The following is a 16,388-nucleotide window of genomic DNA, read 5'->3' on the forward strand; positions in this document are numbered from 1 at the left end:
TTTCCTTACTTCACGGCGCCGAAGGTCAGGCCGCGGACCAGTTGTTTCTGACTGAACCACCCAAGGATCAGGATCGGGGCGATGGCCATTGTCGATGCCGCGCTGAGCTTGGCGAAGAACAGGCCCTCTGGGCTGGAATAGCTGGCGATGAACGCGGTCAGCGGGGCCGCGTCGACGGCGGTCAGGTTCAGGGTCCAGAACGCCTCGTTCCAGGCCAGGATGAAATTCAGCAGCACGGTCGAGGCGATGCCCGGCACCGCCATCGGCGTCAGGATGTATAGGATTTCCTCTTTCAGCGTGGCGCCGTCCATGCGCGCGGCTTCCAGGATGTCGCCGGGGATTTCACGGAAATAGGTGTACAGCATCCAGACGATGATCGGCAGGTTGATCAGCATCAGAACCACCACCAGCCCGGCGCGGCTGTCCAACAGGCCCAGTTGGATGAACAACAGGTAGATCGGGTACAACACCCCCACCGCCGGCAGCATCTTGGTGGACAGCATCCACAACAGGATATCCTTGGTGCGCGCCGAGGGCACGAAGGCCATGGCCCAGGCGGCGGGCACCGCGACGATCACGCCCAGAAGGGTGGACCCGCCCGCGATGATGATCGAGTTCCACAGATACCGCATGTAGTTCGACCGCTCCTGGACCACGGCATAGTTCTCCAGCGTCCAGTCGAAGTTCAGAAAGATCGGCGGGCTGGCGATGGCCTGGGCCTCGGTCTTGAAGCTGGTCAGGATCGTCCAGAGGATCGGGAAGAAGATCAGCAGGCCGACAGCCCAGGCAAAGGCGGTGTTGATCAGCTTGCGTGGTGTGGTGACGGTGCGGGCCATGTTTTCGTCCTCCTCACGCGTCCAGGTTTTTGCCGACGATGCGCATCAGGAAGATGGCGACGATGTTGGCAAGGATGATGGCATAGACTCCGCCGGCCGAGCCCAGCCCGACATTCTGGCTTTCCAGCACGCGCTGGTAGATCAGATAGGTCAGGGTGCGGGTGCCGAAGGCGCCGCCGGTGGTCACGAAGATCTCGGCGAAGATCGACAGCAGGAAGATCGTCTGGATCAGGATGACGATCGTGATCGCGCGGCTCAGATGCGGCAGAATGATGAAAAAGAAGCGTTTCAGCGGTGGCGCGCCATCCATTTCGGCGGCCTCCAGCTGTTCGCTGTCCAGCGACTGGATCGCGGTCAGCAGGATCAGGGTGGCAAAGGGCAGCCATTGCCAGGACACGATCATCACGATCGACGGCATCGACGCCTCGGACAGCCACGAGATTGGCTCTGCCCCGAAGAACCGCCACAGATGGGCAAACAGGCCGTTGACCGGATCCATGAACATGTTCTTCCAGACCAGCGCCGAAACGGTGGGCATTACGAAGAACGGGGCGATCACCAGAATGCGCACCACGCCCTGGCCCCACATCGGCTGATCCAGCAGCAGCGCCAGCAGGATGCCCAGCACCACGGTGATGGCCAGCACACCGCCCACGATCACCAGCGTCGCCTGAACGGCGGGCCAGAAGGAACTCGAGGTCACGAACCGGACGTAGTTGTCGAACCCGACCCAACCCAGGTCACCGCCGCGCAGCGGCAGGTATTTCTTGAAGGAAAAATACAGAGTCATCGTCAGCGGAACCAGCATCCAGCCCAGCAGCAGGACCACGGCGGGCGCCATCATCAGGCGTGCGACGGATCGGGAGTGTTGAGTTGCCATGACGCAAGACCTCTCTGTTCAGGCGACTTGTTGCCTGCGAGACTAACACGGGTTGTGGAAGGGGGAGAGCGGGGGACAGAAACCTGCCCACCCGCCGGGAGGAGGCCTCAGTACCCTGCGGCTTCCATTTCTTCGGCCGTGAAGGCCTGTGCCTTGGCCAGAGCTTCGTCAACCGACTGCTGTCCGGCATAGACCGCCGAGAATTCCTGGCTCACCTGGGTGGCGATGCCCGCGAATTCGGGGATGGCGACGAACTGGATCCCGGTATACGGCGTCGGCTTGACGCAGCAGTTTTCCGGATCGGCCGCAAGGATCGACTTCAGCGTCATCTGCGCGAAGGGGATGTCCTTGTAGTCGGGGTTCTCGTACAGCGAGGTGCGCGCACCCGGCGGAACGTTGGCCCAGCCCTCGTTCTCGGCAACCAGTTCGATGTATTCCTTCGAAGTGGCCCATTCGATGAACTGCTTGGCGGCGTCCTCTTTCTGGGTGCCGGCCGGAATGGCCAGGGCCCAGGCCCACAGCCAGTTGGCGCGCTTGTCAACGCCTTCCGAGTTCGGCGCCAGAGCAAATCCAACCTGATCGGCGACAGTCGAGTCGTCGGGGTTGGTCACGAAAGATGCGGCAACGGTGGCGTCGATCCACATGCCGCATTTGCCCTGCTGGAACAGCGACAGGTTTTCGTTGAAGCCGTTGGTGGCATACCCGGCGGGGCCGGATTCGTTCATCATGTCTACGAAGAAGGTCAGCGCCTCTTTCCACTCGGGCTGATCGAACTGGGGTTTCCAGTCTTCGTCGAACCAGCGCGCGCCGAACGAGTTCGCAGTCACGGTGATGAAGGCGCCGCCCTCACCCCAACCGGCCTTGCCGCGCAGGCAGATGCCGTTGATGTCGTTGTCGCGGTCCGTCATCGCAGCCGCCGCTTCGCGGATGAACTGCCAGGTCGGCGCCTCGGGCATCTCCAGACCGGCCTTCTCCATAAGGTCGGTGCGGTACATGATCATCGAGCTTTCGCCATAGAACGGCGCCGCATACAGCGTGCCGTCGTGGCTGAGGCCGCCGCGCATGGCGGGTAGGATGTCGTCCACGTCATATTCCGCGGACATTCCGTCCAGCGGCACAAGCCAGCCGTTCGCGCCCCAGATCGGCGTTTCGTACATGCCGATGGTCATGATGTCGAACTGGCCGCCCTTGGTCGAGATGTCGGTGGTCACACGCTGGCGCAATACGTTCTCTTCCAGAGTGACCCATTCCACCTCGTGGCCGGTCGCTTCGGTGAACTTGTCGGTGTATTTCTGCATTCGGATCATGTCGCCGTTGTTTACGGTGGCGATCGTGATCGTCTCTGCAGTTGCGGCGCCGGCGGTCAAAGCCGCTGCGCTTGCCGCCCATAGAACGGATTTCAGGTACATTCTTTCCTCCCTGGTGTCGAATTACCTGGAGGAAAGCATCACGAATTATTTGGCGCGCGTCAACTAAAATTTTACGCGCGTAAAAAAGGTGTCGAAAATCAGGCCGAACTCCGCAGTATCAGACGTGCGGGAAACAGGGTTTCGGTGCGGGCGCTCAGCCGCCCACCGGATTCGACCAGTTGCGTCAGCGTCTCGACGGAGCGATTCGATACTGCGGTGTAGTCATGCGCCGCGGTGGTCAGCGACGGGCAGGTGAACTTGGAAAACGGATGGTCGTCATGCGAGGCGACGCGCAGGTCGCAATCCTCGCCCAACCCGACCCGCAGGCCCTTTTCATAGCAGGCCGACAGGAACCCGATGGCCAGCCGGTCATTGCTGCACAGGATGGTGCGAGAGGGCAGGCTGGGCTGTTCCAACAGCTTGAACGCGCCCTGACGGCCGATTTCCTCGAACCCCCAGCCGCGACCGTCGACCTTGATCACCTGCGGCTCAAAGCCCAGGCTCTCCATTTTTTTGATGTAGGCGATGCGGCGTTTGTTGGCGTTGGGGTTGGCGGGGTGCCGCATCTCGAAGAACGCGGGCGGTTCGCCGCTGCGGCACAGGTAATCGACGGTCTGTTCAATGAAGCTCGCGTTGTCCGACCCGACAAAAGCCGCGCCCATGCCTTCCAGGTTGCTGTCGAACAGGATGGTGGGGATGTCCTTGCAGAATTTCTCGATGAACGACCGGTCGGAATCGCGCCCCAGCGGTGCCAGCAGCACGCCCGCCGGCTTCAGCGCGCGCAGGCTGTCGAGGATCTCGGCCTCCTGCGCGGGGTCGCCATAGGCGCTGTAGAGCGTCGGGCGGAACCCGGCCTCGATGCATTTTTCTTCGATGTTGCGGGCGATCTCGGCAAAGAACGGGTCGGCCAGATAGGGCACCACGATGCCGACATTCTTGGTCAGCTTGCGGTTCTGGTTCATGGCAAAGATGTTGGGGCGATAGTCGAACCGCTCCAGCGCCTGCTCGATCCGTTCGCGGGTCGACCGTCGGACGCTGTCGGGATCGTTGAAATATTTCGATACCGTCGGGCGCGAGATCCCGCTGACCGCCGCAAACTCCTCCATGTTCCGGATTTTTCTGGGTGCCATGCCTTGCCTCTGGCGCGGGGCCAGGCCCGCGCCGCTCTGAATTTGTCGCTGTTTTACCTTTTCTTATCGCGCGACAAATTTCAACGGCAGAGTTTCGGGACGGCCATTCCGGTCAGATCAGCATCTCGAGTCGGGCCTCGGGGAAGCGTTGCAGAACCGGCGTGATCCGGTCGGCGGGCAGCAGGCACAGCGCGGTCGACAACCCGTCGGCCAGCGCCGCGTCAGGGGCCGAGACCGAAACCGCCCGATGCCGGACCGTCTGACCCTGCGGGCCCAGAATGTGGCCATGACGCCCGGCCAGCTGTGTCGCATCGGGGGCCGAGGTTGCCACCGCCCGGTCGCGCAGTTCGATGCGCCGGGTCACGCCCTCGGGGCCGGCCAGGCCGACGCGCCAGTCCGACCCGTCGGCGCGGGTGCCGATGGCGGCAATCTCGCCCATGTCGACCAGTACATCGGTCAGCCCCTGCGCCGGCAACAGCGCCGCGATGCGGTCGGTCACGGCGCCCTGCGCGATCCCGTTCAGTGTCAGCGCCGAACGGCCCGGATGAGGCAGGCGGATCGCTTCGGCCGAAACCGAAACCCCCTGCCAGCCGACCAGCGCCCGGGCCTGCGCCACTTCGGCATCCGGCGCGCCGGTCGCCAGCGCCATCCACAGCGGTTGAACGGTGGGGTCGAACGCACCGCCGGTCGCGTCATGCAGGGCGGCGCTTTGGGTCAGAACCTGCAGCAGTTCCGGCGCCGGGGCGGGCAGGGTGCCGTCACGGTTCAGGCGGCTCAGCTGCGAATCCGGGCGGTACAGGCTGAAGATATTCTCCAGCCGGTCCAGTTCGGCCTCGAGCGCGGAGATGATCGGCGCGGCCTGCGCGTCACTCAACCCGACCAGCTGCAGGCTGGCGGGTGCCCCCAGCGCGGTGCCGCGCCAGTGGGCCACCGGTGCTGCGCGCGCCACGGTCGGCAAGGCGGCGCAGGCGGCCGAGATGGTCAGGAAACGGCGTCGGGACAGGCGGGTCATGCGGGTGTCTCCAGGGATTGGGTCAGATCGACGGGGCCAAGCGCCGCATCGTCGGGAATGTCGGTTAGGGGCAGGGCGGTGCCGCCATAAGTTTCGATGAACCGCGCGGCGGCGTCCGGCGTGGCAAAGGGCACGATTTCAGGTGCGCCCATGCCGCCGGCCACGCCGGCGCCCACCACGAAGGTGGCCTGGTCGGCGGCGATCCAGTTCGATATGCCCGGCGCGTGCCAGCTGGGGGCCGCGCCCATGTCGCTGACATAGACCGCAGCGATCTCGGCATCCCGCTCGGGGCTTTTGAGATAGGCCACCATGTCGCGCACCTGGGCAAAGAACAGCGGCGCGGGATAGCCCTCCAGATGGATCTGTCCCTTGGGCCCGCCATGTTCGGCCACGTTCATCTGGCAGAAATAGCTGAGCGCGGTTTCGGTCAGATCGACCGGATCCGGCGGCGCGGCGGCCTGTTCTTCCTTGCAGGCCGCCAGCGCGATCAGCGCGATCAGGGCAAGGCGTGTCATGGCTCGACCCTCCGGAACGCCAACCGGGCCAGGGCAAAGCCCAGAACCGGCCAGACCAGCAGCGAGGCGGGCGCCGCCCAAGTGGGCAGGGCCTGCGCCGCGCCGGTCATGCCGGACGCCATCGCCACGCCTTCGGTGGCGGCGATGTTCCACAGACGGAAAGCGTCGGCCGGGTTGGCCACCATCACCCATGGAAAGACGGATTGGGTGAAGACGCCGCCCTTGTCCATGACGACGGCTCCCAACAGCCCAAGATCATAGAGGACGACGAAAACTAGCCAGAGCCCGGCCGACAGACCTGCCGCCGCCGTTGCGCCCCTCGCCAGGGCGGACAACAGGTATCCCAGCGCCAGAAACACGGCGCCCAGCAGGATTGATGTAAAGATTAGCCGGCCAAGCGCGAACAGGCTGTCCGCGCCCGCGCCGCCGAACCACGCGGCGACCGCCCCGGCGGTGCCGAAACCGACCGTCATGGCGAAGGCCAGCGCCGCAAGATGGGCGGTAAACTTGCCCAGCAGAATTTCTCCGCGCCCCGCCGGATAGGACAGCAGCAGCGACAGGCTGCCCCGGTCCACGTCACCGGCGATGGCGTCAAAGGAAATCATCAGCGCCAAGAGCGGCGCCAGATACACTGAAAGCGTGGTCATCGAGGCGACCGACACCGTCAGCATGTCGACCCCCAGCGTGCCAGTGGGGGCGCTTCCGGCAAAGGTCAGCGCCAGCGCGAACAGAACCATGATCAGCGTCGCCACCAGCAGCCAGCGGTTGCGGCGCAGGATCAGCATCTCGGTGCGGGTGATGGCAAGGAAACGGGTCATTGCAGCGCCTCCTGAGCATAGTGGCGATAGAGGTCTTCCAGCTTGGGCGGGGTCATTTCCACGTCGGCCACCGCATCGCCCAGCCCGGCGATGCGGCGCAGCGCCTGCATCTTGTCGGCGGGCGAACACAGCAGCTCGACCGAGGCGCCGTTGATCCGGTTGCCGCCCAGTTCGGCGGCCAGCGCGTCGGCATTGGCGCGCGCGCGAACCCGCAGCCGGATCGGTAGCCCGGCCAGCGCCGACAGGTTGGCTAGCGTGTCATCGGCCACCATCCGGCCCTTGCGCATTATGGCGATGCGGTCGGTGCGGGCCTCGACCTCGGTCAGGGCGTGGCTGGCGATCAACACCGCGGTGCCCTGCGCGGCCAGCTCGTCGATGATGGCGTACAGGTCCTGGCGCGAGATCGGGTCCAATCCCGATGTCGGCTCGTCCAGCAGCGCCAGTTTCGGCTGGCCCAGCAACACCTGCGCAAGGCCCAGCCGCTGCCGCATCCCCTTGGAATAGGCGCCGATCCGGCGGTCCATCGCGTCGCCCAGCCCGACACGATCCAGCAGGGCGGGCACGTCGGCGCGGGTGCCTGACAGCTTGGCGAACAGGGTCAGCTGCTCGCGCCCGGTCAGGGCCGGGTGGAACGAGACCGCCTCGGGCAGATAGGCCGTGTCGCGACGCGCCTGCGCGCTGCCGGGGGCGGCGGTGCCGATGCGGATCGTGCCGGCCTGGATGGGTGTCAGGCCCAGGATCGACTTGATTAGGGTGGATTTTCCGGCGCCGTTGTGGCCCAGCAGCGCCACGCGCTGTCCGGGCTCGAGCGTCAGGGAGATATCGCTCAGAACGCGGGTCTTGCCGCGATCCTTGCAGACCGTTTCGATGGTCAGGGCCTTATCCGTCATGAGGCACCTTTTTCATGGCTGGGGGTTGAGGGGCTTGCATCAAGGGGTGGCTGTCGATCACGCCGCCCGGCAGCAGCGCGGGAAAGGCCGATTGCGACCAGCGCACCAGCTGCACGGCGGGCGAGCCGAGCAGCAGCTTGGCTGCGGGTTGGGTCCACAGCACATGGTCCATGCTATCGTTGGGGCGATAGGGGGCGTCGGCGATGCCGTCGCCGTTCACGTCATAGGCGGCAAAATCGGACCAGTAGTTGCCGCGGCCGTCCTCCGACCACTCGACCCATTTGGTCGAGACGTATTTTACCTGTGTCCGGTTGCCGACAAAGGCGTTGCCGACGATCCGGTTGCGTTCGCTGCCGGCGGTGAAATGGATCCCGATGCCGCAGCCTTGGAACCAGTTGTCGGTGAATTCGTTCTTGTTGGAATTGTACAGAAAGGTGCACTTTCCCTTGGCGCCTTTCACCACGTTGCCCGAGATCACGCTGTCATTGGCATAGTTCAGCATGACCCCGTGTTCGCGGTCGCCGACCGAGACGTTGTTGATCACCTGCACGTTCGAGGTGAACATCACCGCATAGCCCAGATCGTTGCCGATCGAGACATTGTCGCTGACGATGGAATCGTCGGCATACATGTAGTGCACGGCAAATCGCAGGTCGCGGAAGCTGTTGCCGATGAAGGTGTTTTTCTTCGACGAGTTCACGAAGATCCCGTCGCGGCCAAAGCGGATGTCATTGCCTTCGACCACAGCGCCGGGCGCGTTCCAGACATAGACCCCGTTGCCGCGGTCGTTCATCCGGCGGTCCTGCCGGCCCTCGATCCGGTTGCCGCGCACGATGCTGTCATCGGCGCCGTGGATGTCGATGCCGTAGAGATTGCCCAGCAGCACGTTGTTTTCCACCACGGCGGCGCGGGCCGTCTTGGTCAGCTGGATGCCGCTGTCGATCTCACCATGGTCCGACCCCGACCCGATCACGGTCAGGCCGCGCAGGGTGACGTCGGGCCCGGTCACGGTGATGACGCTGCCGGTGCCCTGACCGTCGATGGTGGCCTGGCCCTGCCCGTCGATGGTGACGGGCCGGTCCAGAACCAGGCGTTCGGCATAGACGCCGGGGCTCAGGCGGAGGGTGTCTCCATCCGCCGCCTGCGCCAGTGTCTCGGTGATGGCCCCCGCCCGGTTGGGCACGTCCCAGTCCGCCGCCCAAAGCGGCGAGCCGAGCAGAAGCGGGATGAGCAGGGGCCAGCGCATGGGTCAGGCTCCTTGCGGTTCGACCAGCATCCGGCCGCGCATTTCCATGTGCAGCGCGTGGCAGAACCACTGGCAATAGAACCAGTGCACGCCCGGACGGTCGGCGGTGAAGGTGATCGAGGCGGTGGCCTGCGGCGCGACCTCGAAGGCGATGCCGTAGTTGCCCAGGCAGAAGCCGTGGGTCACATCGTCCACGTCATCCAGGTTGGTGACGTAGATCGTGACCTCGTCGCCCTGTTTGACGGTGAACTTCTCTAGGCTGAAGGTCGGGGCCTGCGAGACCATGTAGACCCGCACCTTGTTGCCGTCGCGGATGGGCTCTTCGGCGCCTTCCTCCAGATCGACGCCATCGGCCTCGGCCTGTTTGCGCGCATCTTCCCAGGTCGGGTCGTTGCGGTCCCAGACGTTGACCGGGTTCACGATGTCGCGCCGCACGATGATCGAGTCATGCGGCTCGGCGAAGGTCGGGCCGTCATGGACCACCTTCATCTCGTCGGTCGAGATGTCGATCACCTGCTCGTTCTCGGGCTTGAGCGGACCGGTGTTCAGGAACCGGTCCTTCGAGAACTTGTTCATCGAGATCAGCCACTTGCCGTCGGCGTCTTTGGTCTCACCCATCGAGGTCGAGTTGTGGCCCGGCTGATAGTGCACGTCGACCTTCGAGATGATCGGGTCCACGTCCTCGCCGTTGTAGGCGCGGATGGCCTTGTCGATGTTCCATTTGACGATCTGGCTGTCCAGGAACAGCGTGGTGAAGGCGTTGCCCTGACCGTCATAGGCGGTGTGAAGCGGGCCAAGGCCCAGCTGCGGCTCGCCCACGATGCACGACCGCGGATCGGCGTCGCTTTCGAACAGCGCGTCCAGCTTGGTCACGTCCATTATCGACACGGTCGGCGACAGCTTGCCGTTGATGCAAACGTGCTTGCCGTCGGGCGCGGTGTTGATGCCGTGCGGCGAGTTCGGGATCGGGATGTAGCGGGTGTATTTCTTGTTCGACCCCTTGCGCCCGTCCAGAACCTTGACGCCCTTGATCTCCTGATAGTCGCCCGCGGCGATGCCGGCCTCGATTTCCTTGAGGTTGAAGACGACCACGTGGTCCATCTCGCTCTCGGTCATCTCGGCCAGGTTCATGCCCATTTCCGAGTTGTACGAGGTCGAGAAGGCGTATTTGCCCTGATAGTCGCAATCGGTGTTGTCGAGGTTGCCCGACACCATCACCTGCCAGGCGATCTCCATCGTGTCACCGTCGATGGCGGTGAAGATGTTGACGTATTGCGACGGATCGTCCAGCACGCTGCCGTCGTTGATCAGCGGGGTTTCGTCCTCACCATTGGCAAAGACATAGCCGGTGCGCGGGAATTTCTGCGGGCGCAGACCGTGGATCGCCTTGGCGTTGGGGATCTCGATGATCTTGTCGCATTTCATCACGTCGCAGCGCACGCGGGCCACGCGGGTGTTGGCCTTGTCGTTCATGAACAGATAGCGGCCGTCATAGGTGCCGTCGGTGAACGACATGTGCGGGTGGTGCAGGTCGCCGTTGTCATAGGTTTTCATGCCGCGCTTGGCCAGGAACTCCTTGGTTTCCGGCAGCAGGCCCTCGGTCAGGATCTTCAGCGACTCGTTGGTCTGGCCCCAACCGGTGGCCGAGCAGCGGTTGAACACCGGCACCCGCATCAGCTCGCGCATGGACGGGAAGCCCATGATGCGCAGCTCGCCGGTCTGGCCCGAGGACCAGAAGCCGTAATATTCGTCCAGCTCGCCGGGGGCCAGTTCGACCTTCGCGGCGGCGCTGGCCTGCTTGGCGGTCATCAGCGTGCCGCCGACGCCCAGCCCGGTTCCGGCCAGCACGGCCCCGGTGGCCGAGGCCCCCAGCAACCCGCGGCGGGTGATGTTCAGTTTGGTGTCATGATCCGACATGATCGTTCCTCCTTTTAGGAAACGGTTTGCGGTTTGGCGTTTGGATGGTTCGCCGGTGGTTGTCCGAGGGGGGTCTTGAGTTTGACCGACCCGGTCTTGGCCCGCCGTTTCAGCTGGCGGATGACGACGGGACATTTGCTCTCGGACTGGTAGAGCACCTGACAATGCAGGCAGGTGACGCACTCGTTCGGGTTGATCTCACCGGTGGGGTGGATGGCCTGAACGGGGCATTCGTTGGCGCAGGTCTGACAGGGGTTGCCGCAATCCTTGTAGCGGCGCAGCCAGTCGAACATGCGGATACGGGCGGGGATCGCCAGCGCCGCGCCCAGCGGGCACAGATAGCGGCAATAGAACCGTTCGATGAACAGACCGATCACCAGCAGACCCACCGCAAAGACCACGAAGGGCCAGTCGCGCATGAATTTCAGAATGATCGCGGTCTTGAACGGCTCGACCTCGGCGTATTTCTCGGCAAGCGGGATCGACACCATGCTCAGGCCGAACAGCGCCAGGAAGATCATGTACTTGATCGGCCACAGGCGCTCGTTCAGGCCCCAGGGCAGGGTCCATTGCGGCACTTTAAACGCGCGGGCGATCTTGTTGGTCAGCTCCTGCAGGGCGCCGAAGGGGCACAGCCAGCCGCAATAGGCCCCGCGTCCCCAGAACAGCAGCGCGGCGGCCACGGCGAACCATTGGATGAACACCAGCGGGTCCAGCAGGAAGGCATCCCAGGTGAAGCCGCTGCGCAGGCTGCCGGCCAGCGCCATGATGTTCACCACGCTCAGCTGCGCATTGGCGTACCAGCCGATGAAGAAAAGCGTCATCGTCAGGAACCCGATGCGGAACCAGTAGAAGACCCGCGCGTTCATCGTCGCGTGGAACTGGAAGAAGAATGTGATCGTCAGCACCAGCAGCATGGCGCCCAGCACGGCGATCTCGACCTGGCGGTCCTTCCAGATGCGCTGCCACAGGGCCGACTTGGCGGCGGCCTCGCCGGTGGCATCGTTCACCACCTTGGGCGCGGCCGCGACCGGCAACAGGTACTGTTCGGGCAGCTTGTAGCCCAGATCGAAGGTCAGGAAGGTCTTTTCCACCGCGCCGATGGCCCGCTGCACCAGCAGTTGCAGGCGGAACGGTTCGGTCGGGTCGAACTCGGCATCGGCAGGGATCTTGAAGATGTCCAACTCGGTAAAGCTGGGTGCATCCTCGGCGGCCACCGTGCCGAGGCGACGGTGCTGGCGGTCGAAGAACCGCACCGAATTGTCGCCCTGGATCAGTTGGATCCGGTCGAAGATCCCGCCGCGCACATAACCCGAGCCTTTGAAGCTGTACTTGCCGCGGCCCAACACCAGGATGGCGTGTTCGCCCTCGTCCAGCCAATTGACTAGGTTCTGGTACTCGGCCTCGCCCAGCAGCGACTTGCCGATCGAAGGCACCGAGACCAGCGCCACATGCATGTCGATGAAGGTGTCCTCGGGGTTGCCCTTCTCGGGGCGCTTGATCGCGCGCTGGTCGCCGGTGGCCTCGAAGGCGGCATTCACCTGACCCACGTCCAGCGTCAGCCGCCGGATCGAGCCGTCGCCCGAGAGCGTGGCCCAGTCACGGGTGTCGGCCTTGGCCATGTCGACTTGACGCTGGGGGCCGTCGGCCTGTACTTCGGACAGACCGCCCAGACCCAAGGCGCGGGCCACCTTGATGCCGCCGCGCACAAGGCTGTCATCGATCACCATGATCGTCACGGTCGCCCCCGAGATGATGTCCAGATCATGTCCCTCGCCGCCTGTCTCGACCTCGCGTTTGAGGTCCAGCCCGGCATAGCCTTCGGTCAGCTCGACCATGCGCGCGTTGGGAATGCCGATCAGAACGATGGGTTCGGAATGTTTGACCAGCTTGACGCCGGTCAGCACCGCATCACCGTCGATGGCGGCGACGATGTGAATGGGCTTGCCGGAATAGCCGGTGGTGCCCACGAAATCGGATGTGAGAAAGGCCCAGGCGACGGTTTCACCGCCCTTCAGCACCGGGGCCACCGGCACGTCTTCACGCACCGGACCGATGGCATCGGCACCGGGCGCCAGTTCGGCGGGTTCGATCTCGGGCAGGAAGCTGGCCAGACTGTCGGCCCGCGCGCCAAGCGCCAGCAGGCAAAACAGGACAAGGGCAACAAGGAAATGGGCAGCGCGGGTCACGACCACGGCGCACCTCCTTCGGTTCGGGTTGACGCCATGGACGCGCGCGGCGCGCGTTCGGTTCTGATTTCGGGCGCGGCCGGGGGGCCGCGGGTTTCGGGCCACAGCCGTTCGGACTTGTACAGATCCAACAGATCAGTGAACGTACACCGTGGGATTTGTACAAACCCGGGCTGTTGCACCTGCGGCAGGTCCGGGACCGGCGCCGCAGCCGTAATCGCGCACAGGGCGCAATCGGCGCATTTCGGGCAGGGCGCGGTCGGGTCGCCAGTGTCTTCTTCCAGGTCCACCTGGACCCAGACCGCTCCTGCCTCCGAGCAGATCTCCATCCAGGTGCCCTGGCCGGGACTCGCCAGCGCTGGCCCAAGCACCTGCAACATCAAAAGAAAGATGCCCGCCAGCCCGGCGGCCACGCGTGTCGCGCGGACAGGGAGGCTGTGGTGTTGGCGGGCGGCGGGCATGGAGACTCCGACTCGAATCTGATGTTGCCCGAGTCGTAAGGGATTGGCAGGCGGCGCGACTTGACTTCGATCAGGTGGTCAAAAAAATGGCACTTCGGTTTGGCGGCCGTTCGCCCGGGATCAGCCGTCGGCCTCATCCATCAGCCGCCGCACCCAGCGCCCCGCCAGCCAGCTGGCCGGAACCCCAAGGGGCACACACCAGATCAGCGCGCCCACCGGTGTCACGGCGCCGAACCCCAGCGCATGGACGATCAACCCGGCCAGAAACAGGTTGATGGCGACGGTCAGCGCAGTCGCCGGATACAACAGAATGGCCAGTTTCCAGACTGGCCAGCGCCCGTCAGTGGCTGGTGCCTTCCGAGAAGGTGATCTTGTTCCAGACATTGTATTTCCCCGAAGGTTTGCGCATCGGCAGGCGTTTGATTTCCTCGAGCGTCTGCGCGTCATAGACGATCACCGCGCCGTCATCCTCCCAGATCGACACCAGCGCATGGGCGCCGTCGCGGGTGAATTCCACATGCGCCACGGTCTTGCCCGGCGCAGGCCGCAGGGTTTTGACGATCTCGAGGCTCTGCTTGTCGATCACATGCATCGCGTCCTTGTTGGGGCCGAAGAACACGTCGGCCCAGACATAGGGCGAGTTCTCGTGGCTGCGCATGAAAAAGCCCGGGCCTTCGGTCTCGATCCGCCTGATCGTTTCCCAGGTGCCCATGTCGATGACCGAGATGGTGCCTTCGGTCAGGTGCGGCGTCGCCATCACCGTGGTGCCGTTCCGTTCCCAGGTGATGCCCGAGCCCAGATGCGGCATGCCGGGCAGGTCCAGATCCGCCACTTTCTGCCCGATAACAAGGTCGATCACCTGACCGCCCTTGCCATTGCGCGACGCGCCCATGACGTATTCATAGCTCTGGTCGAAAAAGAAATCGTCCAGATAGTCGGGCGTGGTGATCTTGCGGACGGGGAAGGGGTCGGGGTTCTTGAACTGCCCCTCGATCCGGAAATCATGGCCCAGCCCGAATTGCGGCGGGTTGTCGCCATAGAACACTTCCCAGATCTCGGGCACGTCCTTGAGCGCCAGCACGAAGCTTTCGCGCGGCGGTGCCTGGTACACGGCCGAGACCCGGCTGGGCTTGCCCTTCTTGCCCTTGACCTCGGCCACCCTGGCCACCGACAGATCCTCGGTCGACAGCAGGGTCAGGCTGTTGGGCAGATAGTTCGCAACGGCCAGCCACTTGCCGTCGCCCGACATGGCGATGTTGCGGCTGTTCAGGCCGGCGCGGATGCGGCCCACCTGTTTCAACGCCCAGATGTCGTATTTCTGCACCCAGCCATCGCGCGACATGATGAACACATAGCGCCCATCGGGGCTGAACTTGGGGCCGCCATGCACGGCAAAGGGGGTTTCGAACCGGTCCAGAACCTCGAACGTGTCGCCGTCCAGAACGCTGACATGGTGATCGCCGGTTTCCACCACCAGCGTGATGTTCATAGGGTCGCTGTCCCAAACCGGCGCATCGACCGGTGCGTAATCGGCATCCAGCGTGCGGCTGGCCATGATCTGTTCGGCATCCCATTCGGGGTCCACCTCCAGCGGAGATTTCAGCCAGCCCGCAAGCTCTTCGATCTGCAGCGCGTCCAGCTCGTGCGCGAAGGCGGGCATCTGGGTGGCCGGGCGCCCCTCGGCGATGACGGCGGCCACGCGGGGGCCGCGCATGCGTTTGAGCGTTTCGGGGATCAGCGCCGGGCCGACGCCGCCCAGCCGGGCCTCTCCATGGCAGCTGGCGCAATGTTCGGCGTAATCTGATTGAGCATCCGCCCAAGCCGTTCCAGCCAACAACACCGAGCACAAAGTACCGAATTTGAGTGCCTTAAAAGAACTGATGCGCCGGATCATGGCTTTTCCCCCGGAAAGGCGTGACCTGCAGGCGCTCGCCCGCGCCGTCCACGCCGATTTCTTCATTGGTCAGGTAGCAGGCCGGGTCTTCGGCCCACGGGTCGCCGGTCAGCTGCAGGGCGCGGATGCGCGTGTTGCCGCCGCAGACATCCTGCAACCGGCAGGCGCCGCAGCGCCCCTTCAACGGGCGTGGCCGCGTGCGCAGCAGGGCCAGCATCGGGTCATCCCCGGTCCACAACTCGGAAAACGGAGTGAGTTTGACGTTGCCCACCGTGTAGTCCGACCAGTAGGTATCGGGATGGACGCGGCCCAGATTGTCGATATTGGCCACGCCCAGACCGCTGGAATTACCGCCCCAATGGGCCAGGTGTTCGCGCACATGCGCGACGGCGTCGGCGTCGAACCGGGCGGCGGCCCAGTTCAGGAAATACCCGGCATCCGCGTCGTTGTTGCCGGTCACGATGTCCAGCGGGCGTCCGCCCGAGGCGGCCTCCCATGCGCGGTTCAGCAACAGGTCGAGCCCCTGCCGGGTGCGCTGATGTTCCGCGTCCTCGCCCCGGTTCTTGTCGCCGCGCCCGGCATAGACCAGATGCGAGAGATAGAACTTGTCCACCCCCTCGTCGTCGCACAGTTTCAGCAGGTCGGGCAGGTGGTGCTGGGTGCCTTCGGTCAGGCAGAACCGCAGGCCCACCTTGATGCCGCGTTTCTTGCATTCGCGCACGCCGCGCAGGGCGTCATCAAAGGCGCCCTCGACCCCGCGAAACCAGTCATTCGTGGCCCCGATCCCGTCGAGCGAGATGCCGACATAGTTGAAGCCCACGTCGGCGATCATGTCGGCCGTTTCGTCGTGGATCCGCGTGCCGTTGGTCGACAGGGCCAACATCGGCACCAGCTGGCGCGCGCGCCGGGCGATGTCGAAAAAATCGAACCGGTCCAATGGCTCCCCGCCCGAGAGGATCAGGGCCGGGACGCGAAACTGGCCCAGATCCTCAAGGGTGACCATGGCTTGCTCGTGGCTGAGCTCGCCCGGGAAGGCCACATCCGCAGACACGGTGTAGCAATGGCGGCATTTCAGGTTGCAGCGCCGGGTCAGGTTCCAGATCACCACCGGCTTCACCGGTCCGGGGCGGCGTTTGCGCACCGGCGTCGGGTTGACAAGCTGCTGCATGTATTCGGTCAGGCGGAACATCG

15 protein-coding genes are annotated in these 16,388 nt (G+C 64.4%); all 15 read right to left on the reverse strand.

The features are described from left to right. Window positions 1-5: 5 nt before the first annotated feature. Window positions 6-836, reverse strand: coding sequence for a carbohydrate ABC transporter permease (locus ACR0BA_RS10115; protein ID WP_170341115.1), 831 nt, complete (start codon window positions 834-836; stop codon window positions 6-8). Window positions 837-849: 13 nt separating this feature from the next. Then, window positions 850-1,716 carry a carbohydrate ABC transporter permease gene (locus ACR0BA_RS10120; RefSeq protein WP_149775359.1) on the reverse strand — a complete coding sequence of 289 codons (867 nt, stop codon included), beginning with the start codon at window positions 1,714-1,716 and terminating at the stop codon, window positions 850-852. 107 nt (window positions 1,717-1,823) lie between these two features. After that, window positions 1,824-3,125, reverse strand: a complete 1,302-nt coding sequence (locus tag ACR0BA_RS10125; protein ID WP_170341744.1) for an ABC transporter substrate-binding protein — start codon at window positions 3,123-3,125, stop codon at window positions 1,824-1,826. 98 nt (window positions 3,126-3,223) lie between these two features. Further along, a complete protein-coding gene (locus ACR0BA_RS10130; RefSeq protein WP_170359665.1) occupies window positions 3,224-4,255 on the reverse strand; it encodes a LacI family DNA-binding transcriptional regulator in 1,032 nt (343 codons plus the stop codon). A gap of 112 nt (window positions 4,256-4,367) precedes the next feature. After that, window positions 4,368-5,267 carry an FAD:protein FMN transferase gene (locus tag ACR0BA_RS10135; RefSeq protein WP_480727774.1) on the reverse strand — a complete coding sequence of 300 codons (900 nt, stop codon included), beginning with the start codon at window positions 5,265-5,267 and terminating at the stop codon, window positions 4,368-4,370. Next, window positions 5,264-5,782 (reverse strand): nitrous oxide reductase accessory protein NosL, encoded by a 519-nt coding sequence (locus ACR0BA_RS10140; RefSeq protein ID WP_480727776.1) that lies wholly within the window; start codon window positions 5,780-5,782, stop codon window positions 5,264-5,266. The genes ACR0BA_RS10135 and ACR0BA_RS10140 overlap by 4 nt, the downstream gene beginning before the upstream one ends. After that, window positions 5,779-6,600: an ABC transporter permease gene (locus ACR0BA_RS10145; protein ID WP_480727777.1), complete on the reverse strand. Its 822-nt coding sequence runs from the start codon at window positions 6,598-6,600 to the stop codon at window positions 5,779-5,781. Before ACR0BA_RS10145 ends, ACR0BA_RS10140 begins: the two co-directional genes overlap by 4 nt. Then, on the reverse strand, window positions 6,597-7,490 hold the full coding sequence (locus tag ACR0BA_RS10150) for an ABC transporter ATP-binding protein (RefSeq protein WP_480727779.1): 894 nt from the start codon (window positions 7,488-7,490) through the stop codon (window positions 6,597-6,599). The genes ACR0BA_RS10145 and ACR0BA_RS10150 overlap by 4 nt, the downstream gene beginning before the upstream one ends. Next, window positions 7,480-8,736, reverse strand: a complete 1,257-nt coding sequence (locus ACR0BA_RS10155) for a nitrous oxide reductase family maturation protein NosD (protein ID WP_480727781.1) — start codon at window positions 8,734-8,736, stop codon at window positions 7,480-7,482. The genes ACR0BA_RS10150 and ACR0BA_RS10155 overlap by 11 nt, the downstream gene beginning before the upstream one ends. Window positions 8,737-8,739: 3 nt before the next feature. Beyond that, window positions 8,740-10,653, reverse strand: coding sequence for a TAT-dependent nitrous-oxide reductase (gene nosZ / locus ACR0BA_RS10160; protein WP_170439455.1), 1,914 nt, complete (start codon window positions 10,651-10,653; stop codon window positions 8,740-8,742). Between the two features lie 14 nt (window positions 10,654-10,667). After that, window positions 10,668-12,848, reverse strand: coding sequence for a 4Fe-4S binding protein (locus ACR0BA_RS10165; RefSeq protein ID WP_480727783.1), 2,181 nt, complete (start codon window positions 12,846-12,848; stop codon window positions 10,668-10,670). Then, entirely contained in the window at window positions 12,839-13,303 is a 465-nt protein-coding gene (locus ACR0BA_RS10170; protein WP_480727785.1) for a DUF2946 family protein, read from the reverse strand. The genes ACR0BA_RS10165 and ACR0BA_RS10170 overlap by 10 nt, the downstream gene beginning before the upstream one ends. A 120-nt stretch (window positions 13,304-13,423) precedes the next feature. Then, on the reverse strand, window positions 13,424-13,687 hold the full coding sequence (locus ACR0BA_RS10175; RefSeq protein ID WP_480727786.1) for a hypothetical protein: 264 nt from the start codon (window positions 13,685-13,687) through the stop codon (window positions 13,424-13,426). Further along, on the reverse strand, window positions 13,644-15,197 hold the full coding sequence (locus ACR0BA_RS10180) for a cytochrome D1 domain-containing protein (protein WP_480727788.1): 1,554 nt from the start codon (window positions 15,195-15,197) through the stop codon (window positions 13,644-13,646). The genes ACR0BA_RS10175 and ACR0BA_RS10180 overlap by 44 nt, the downstream gene beginning before the upstream one ends. Beyond that, window positions 15,172-16,386, reverse strand: a complete 1,215-nt coding sequence (nirJ, locus tag ACR0BA_RS10185; protein ID WP_480727790.1) for a heme d1 biosynthesis radical SAM protein NirJ — start codon at window positions 16,384-16,386, stop codon at window positions 15,172-15,174. Before nirJ ends, ACR0BA_RS10180 begins: the two co-directional genes overlap by 26 nt. Window positions 16,387-16,388 lie beyond the last annotated feature (2 nt).

Source organism: Ruegeria sp. CI5 (assembly GCF_056536885.1).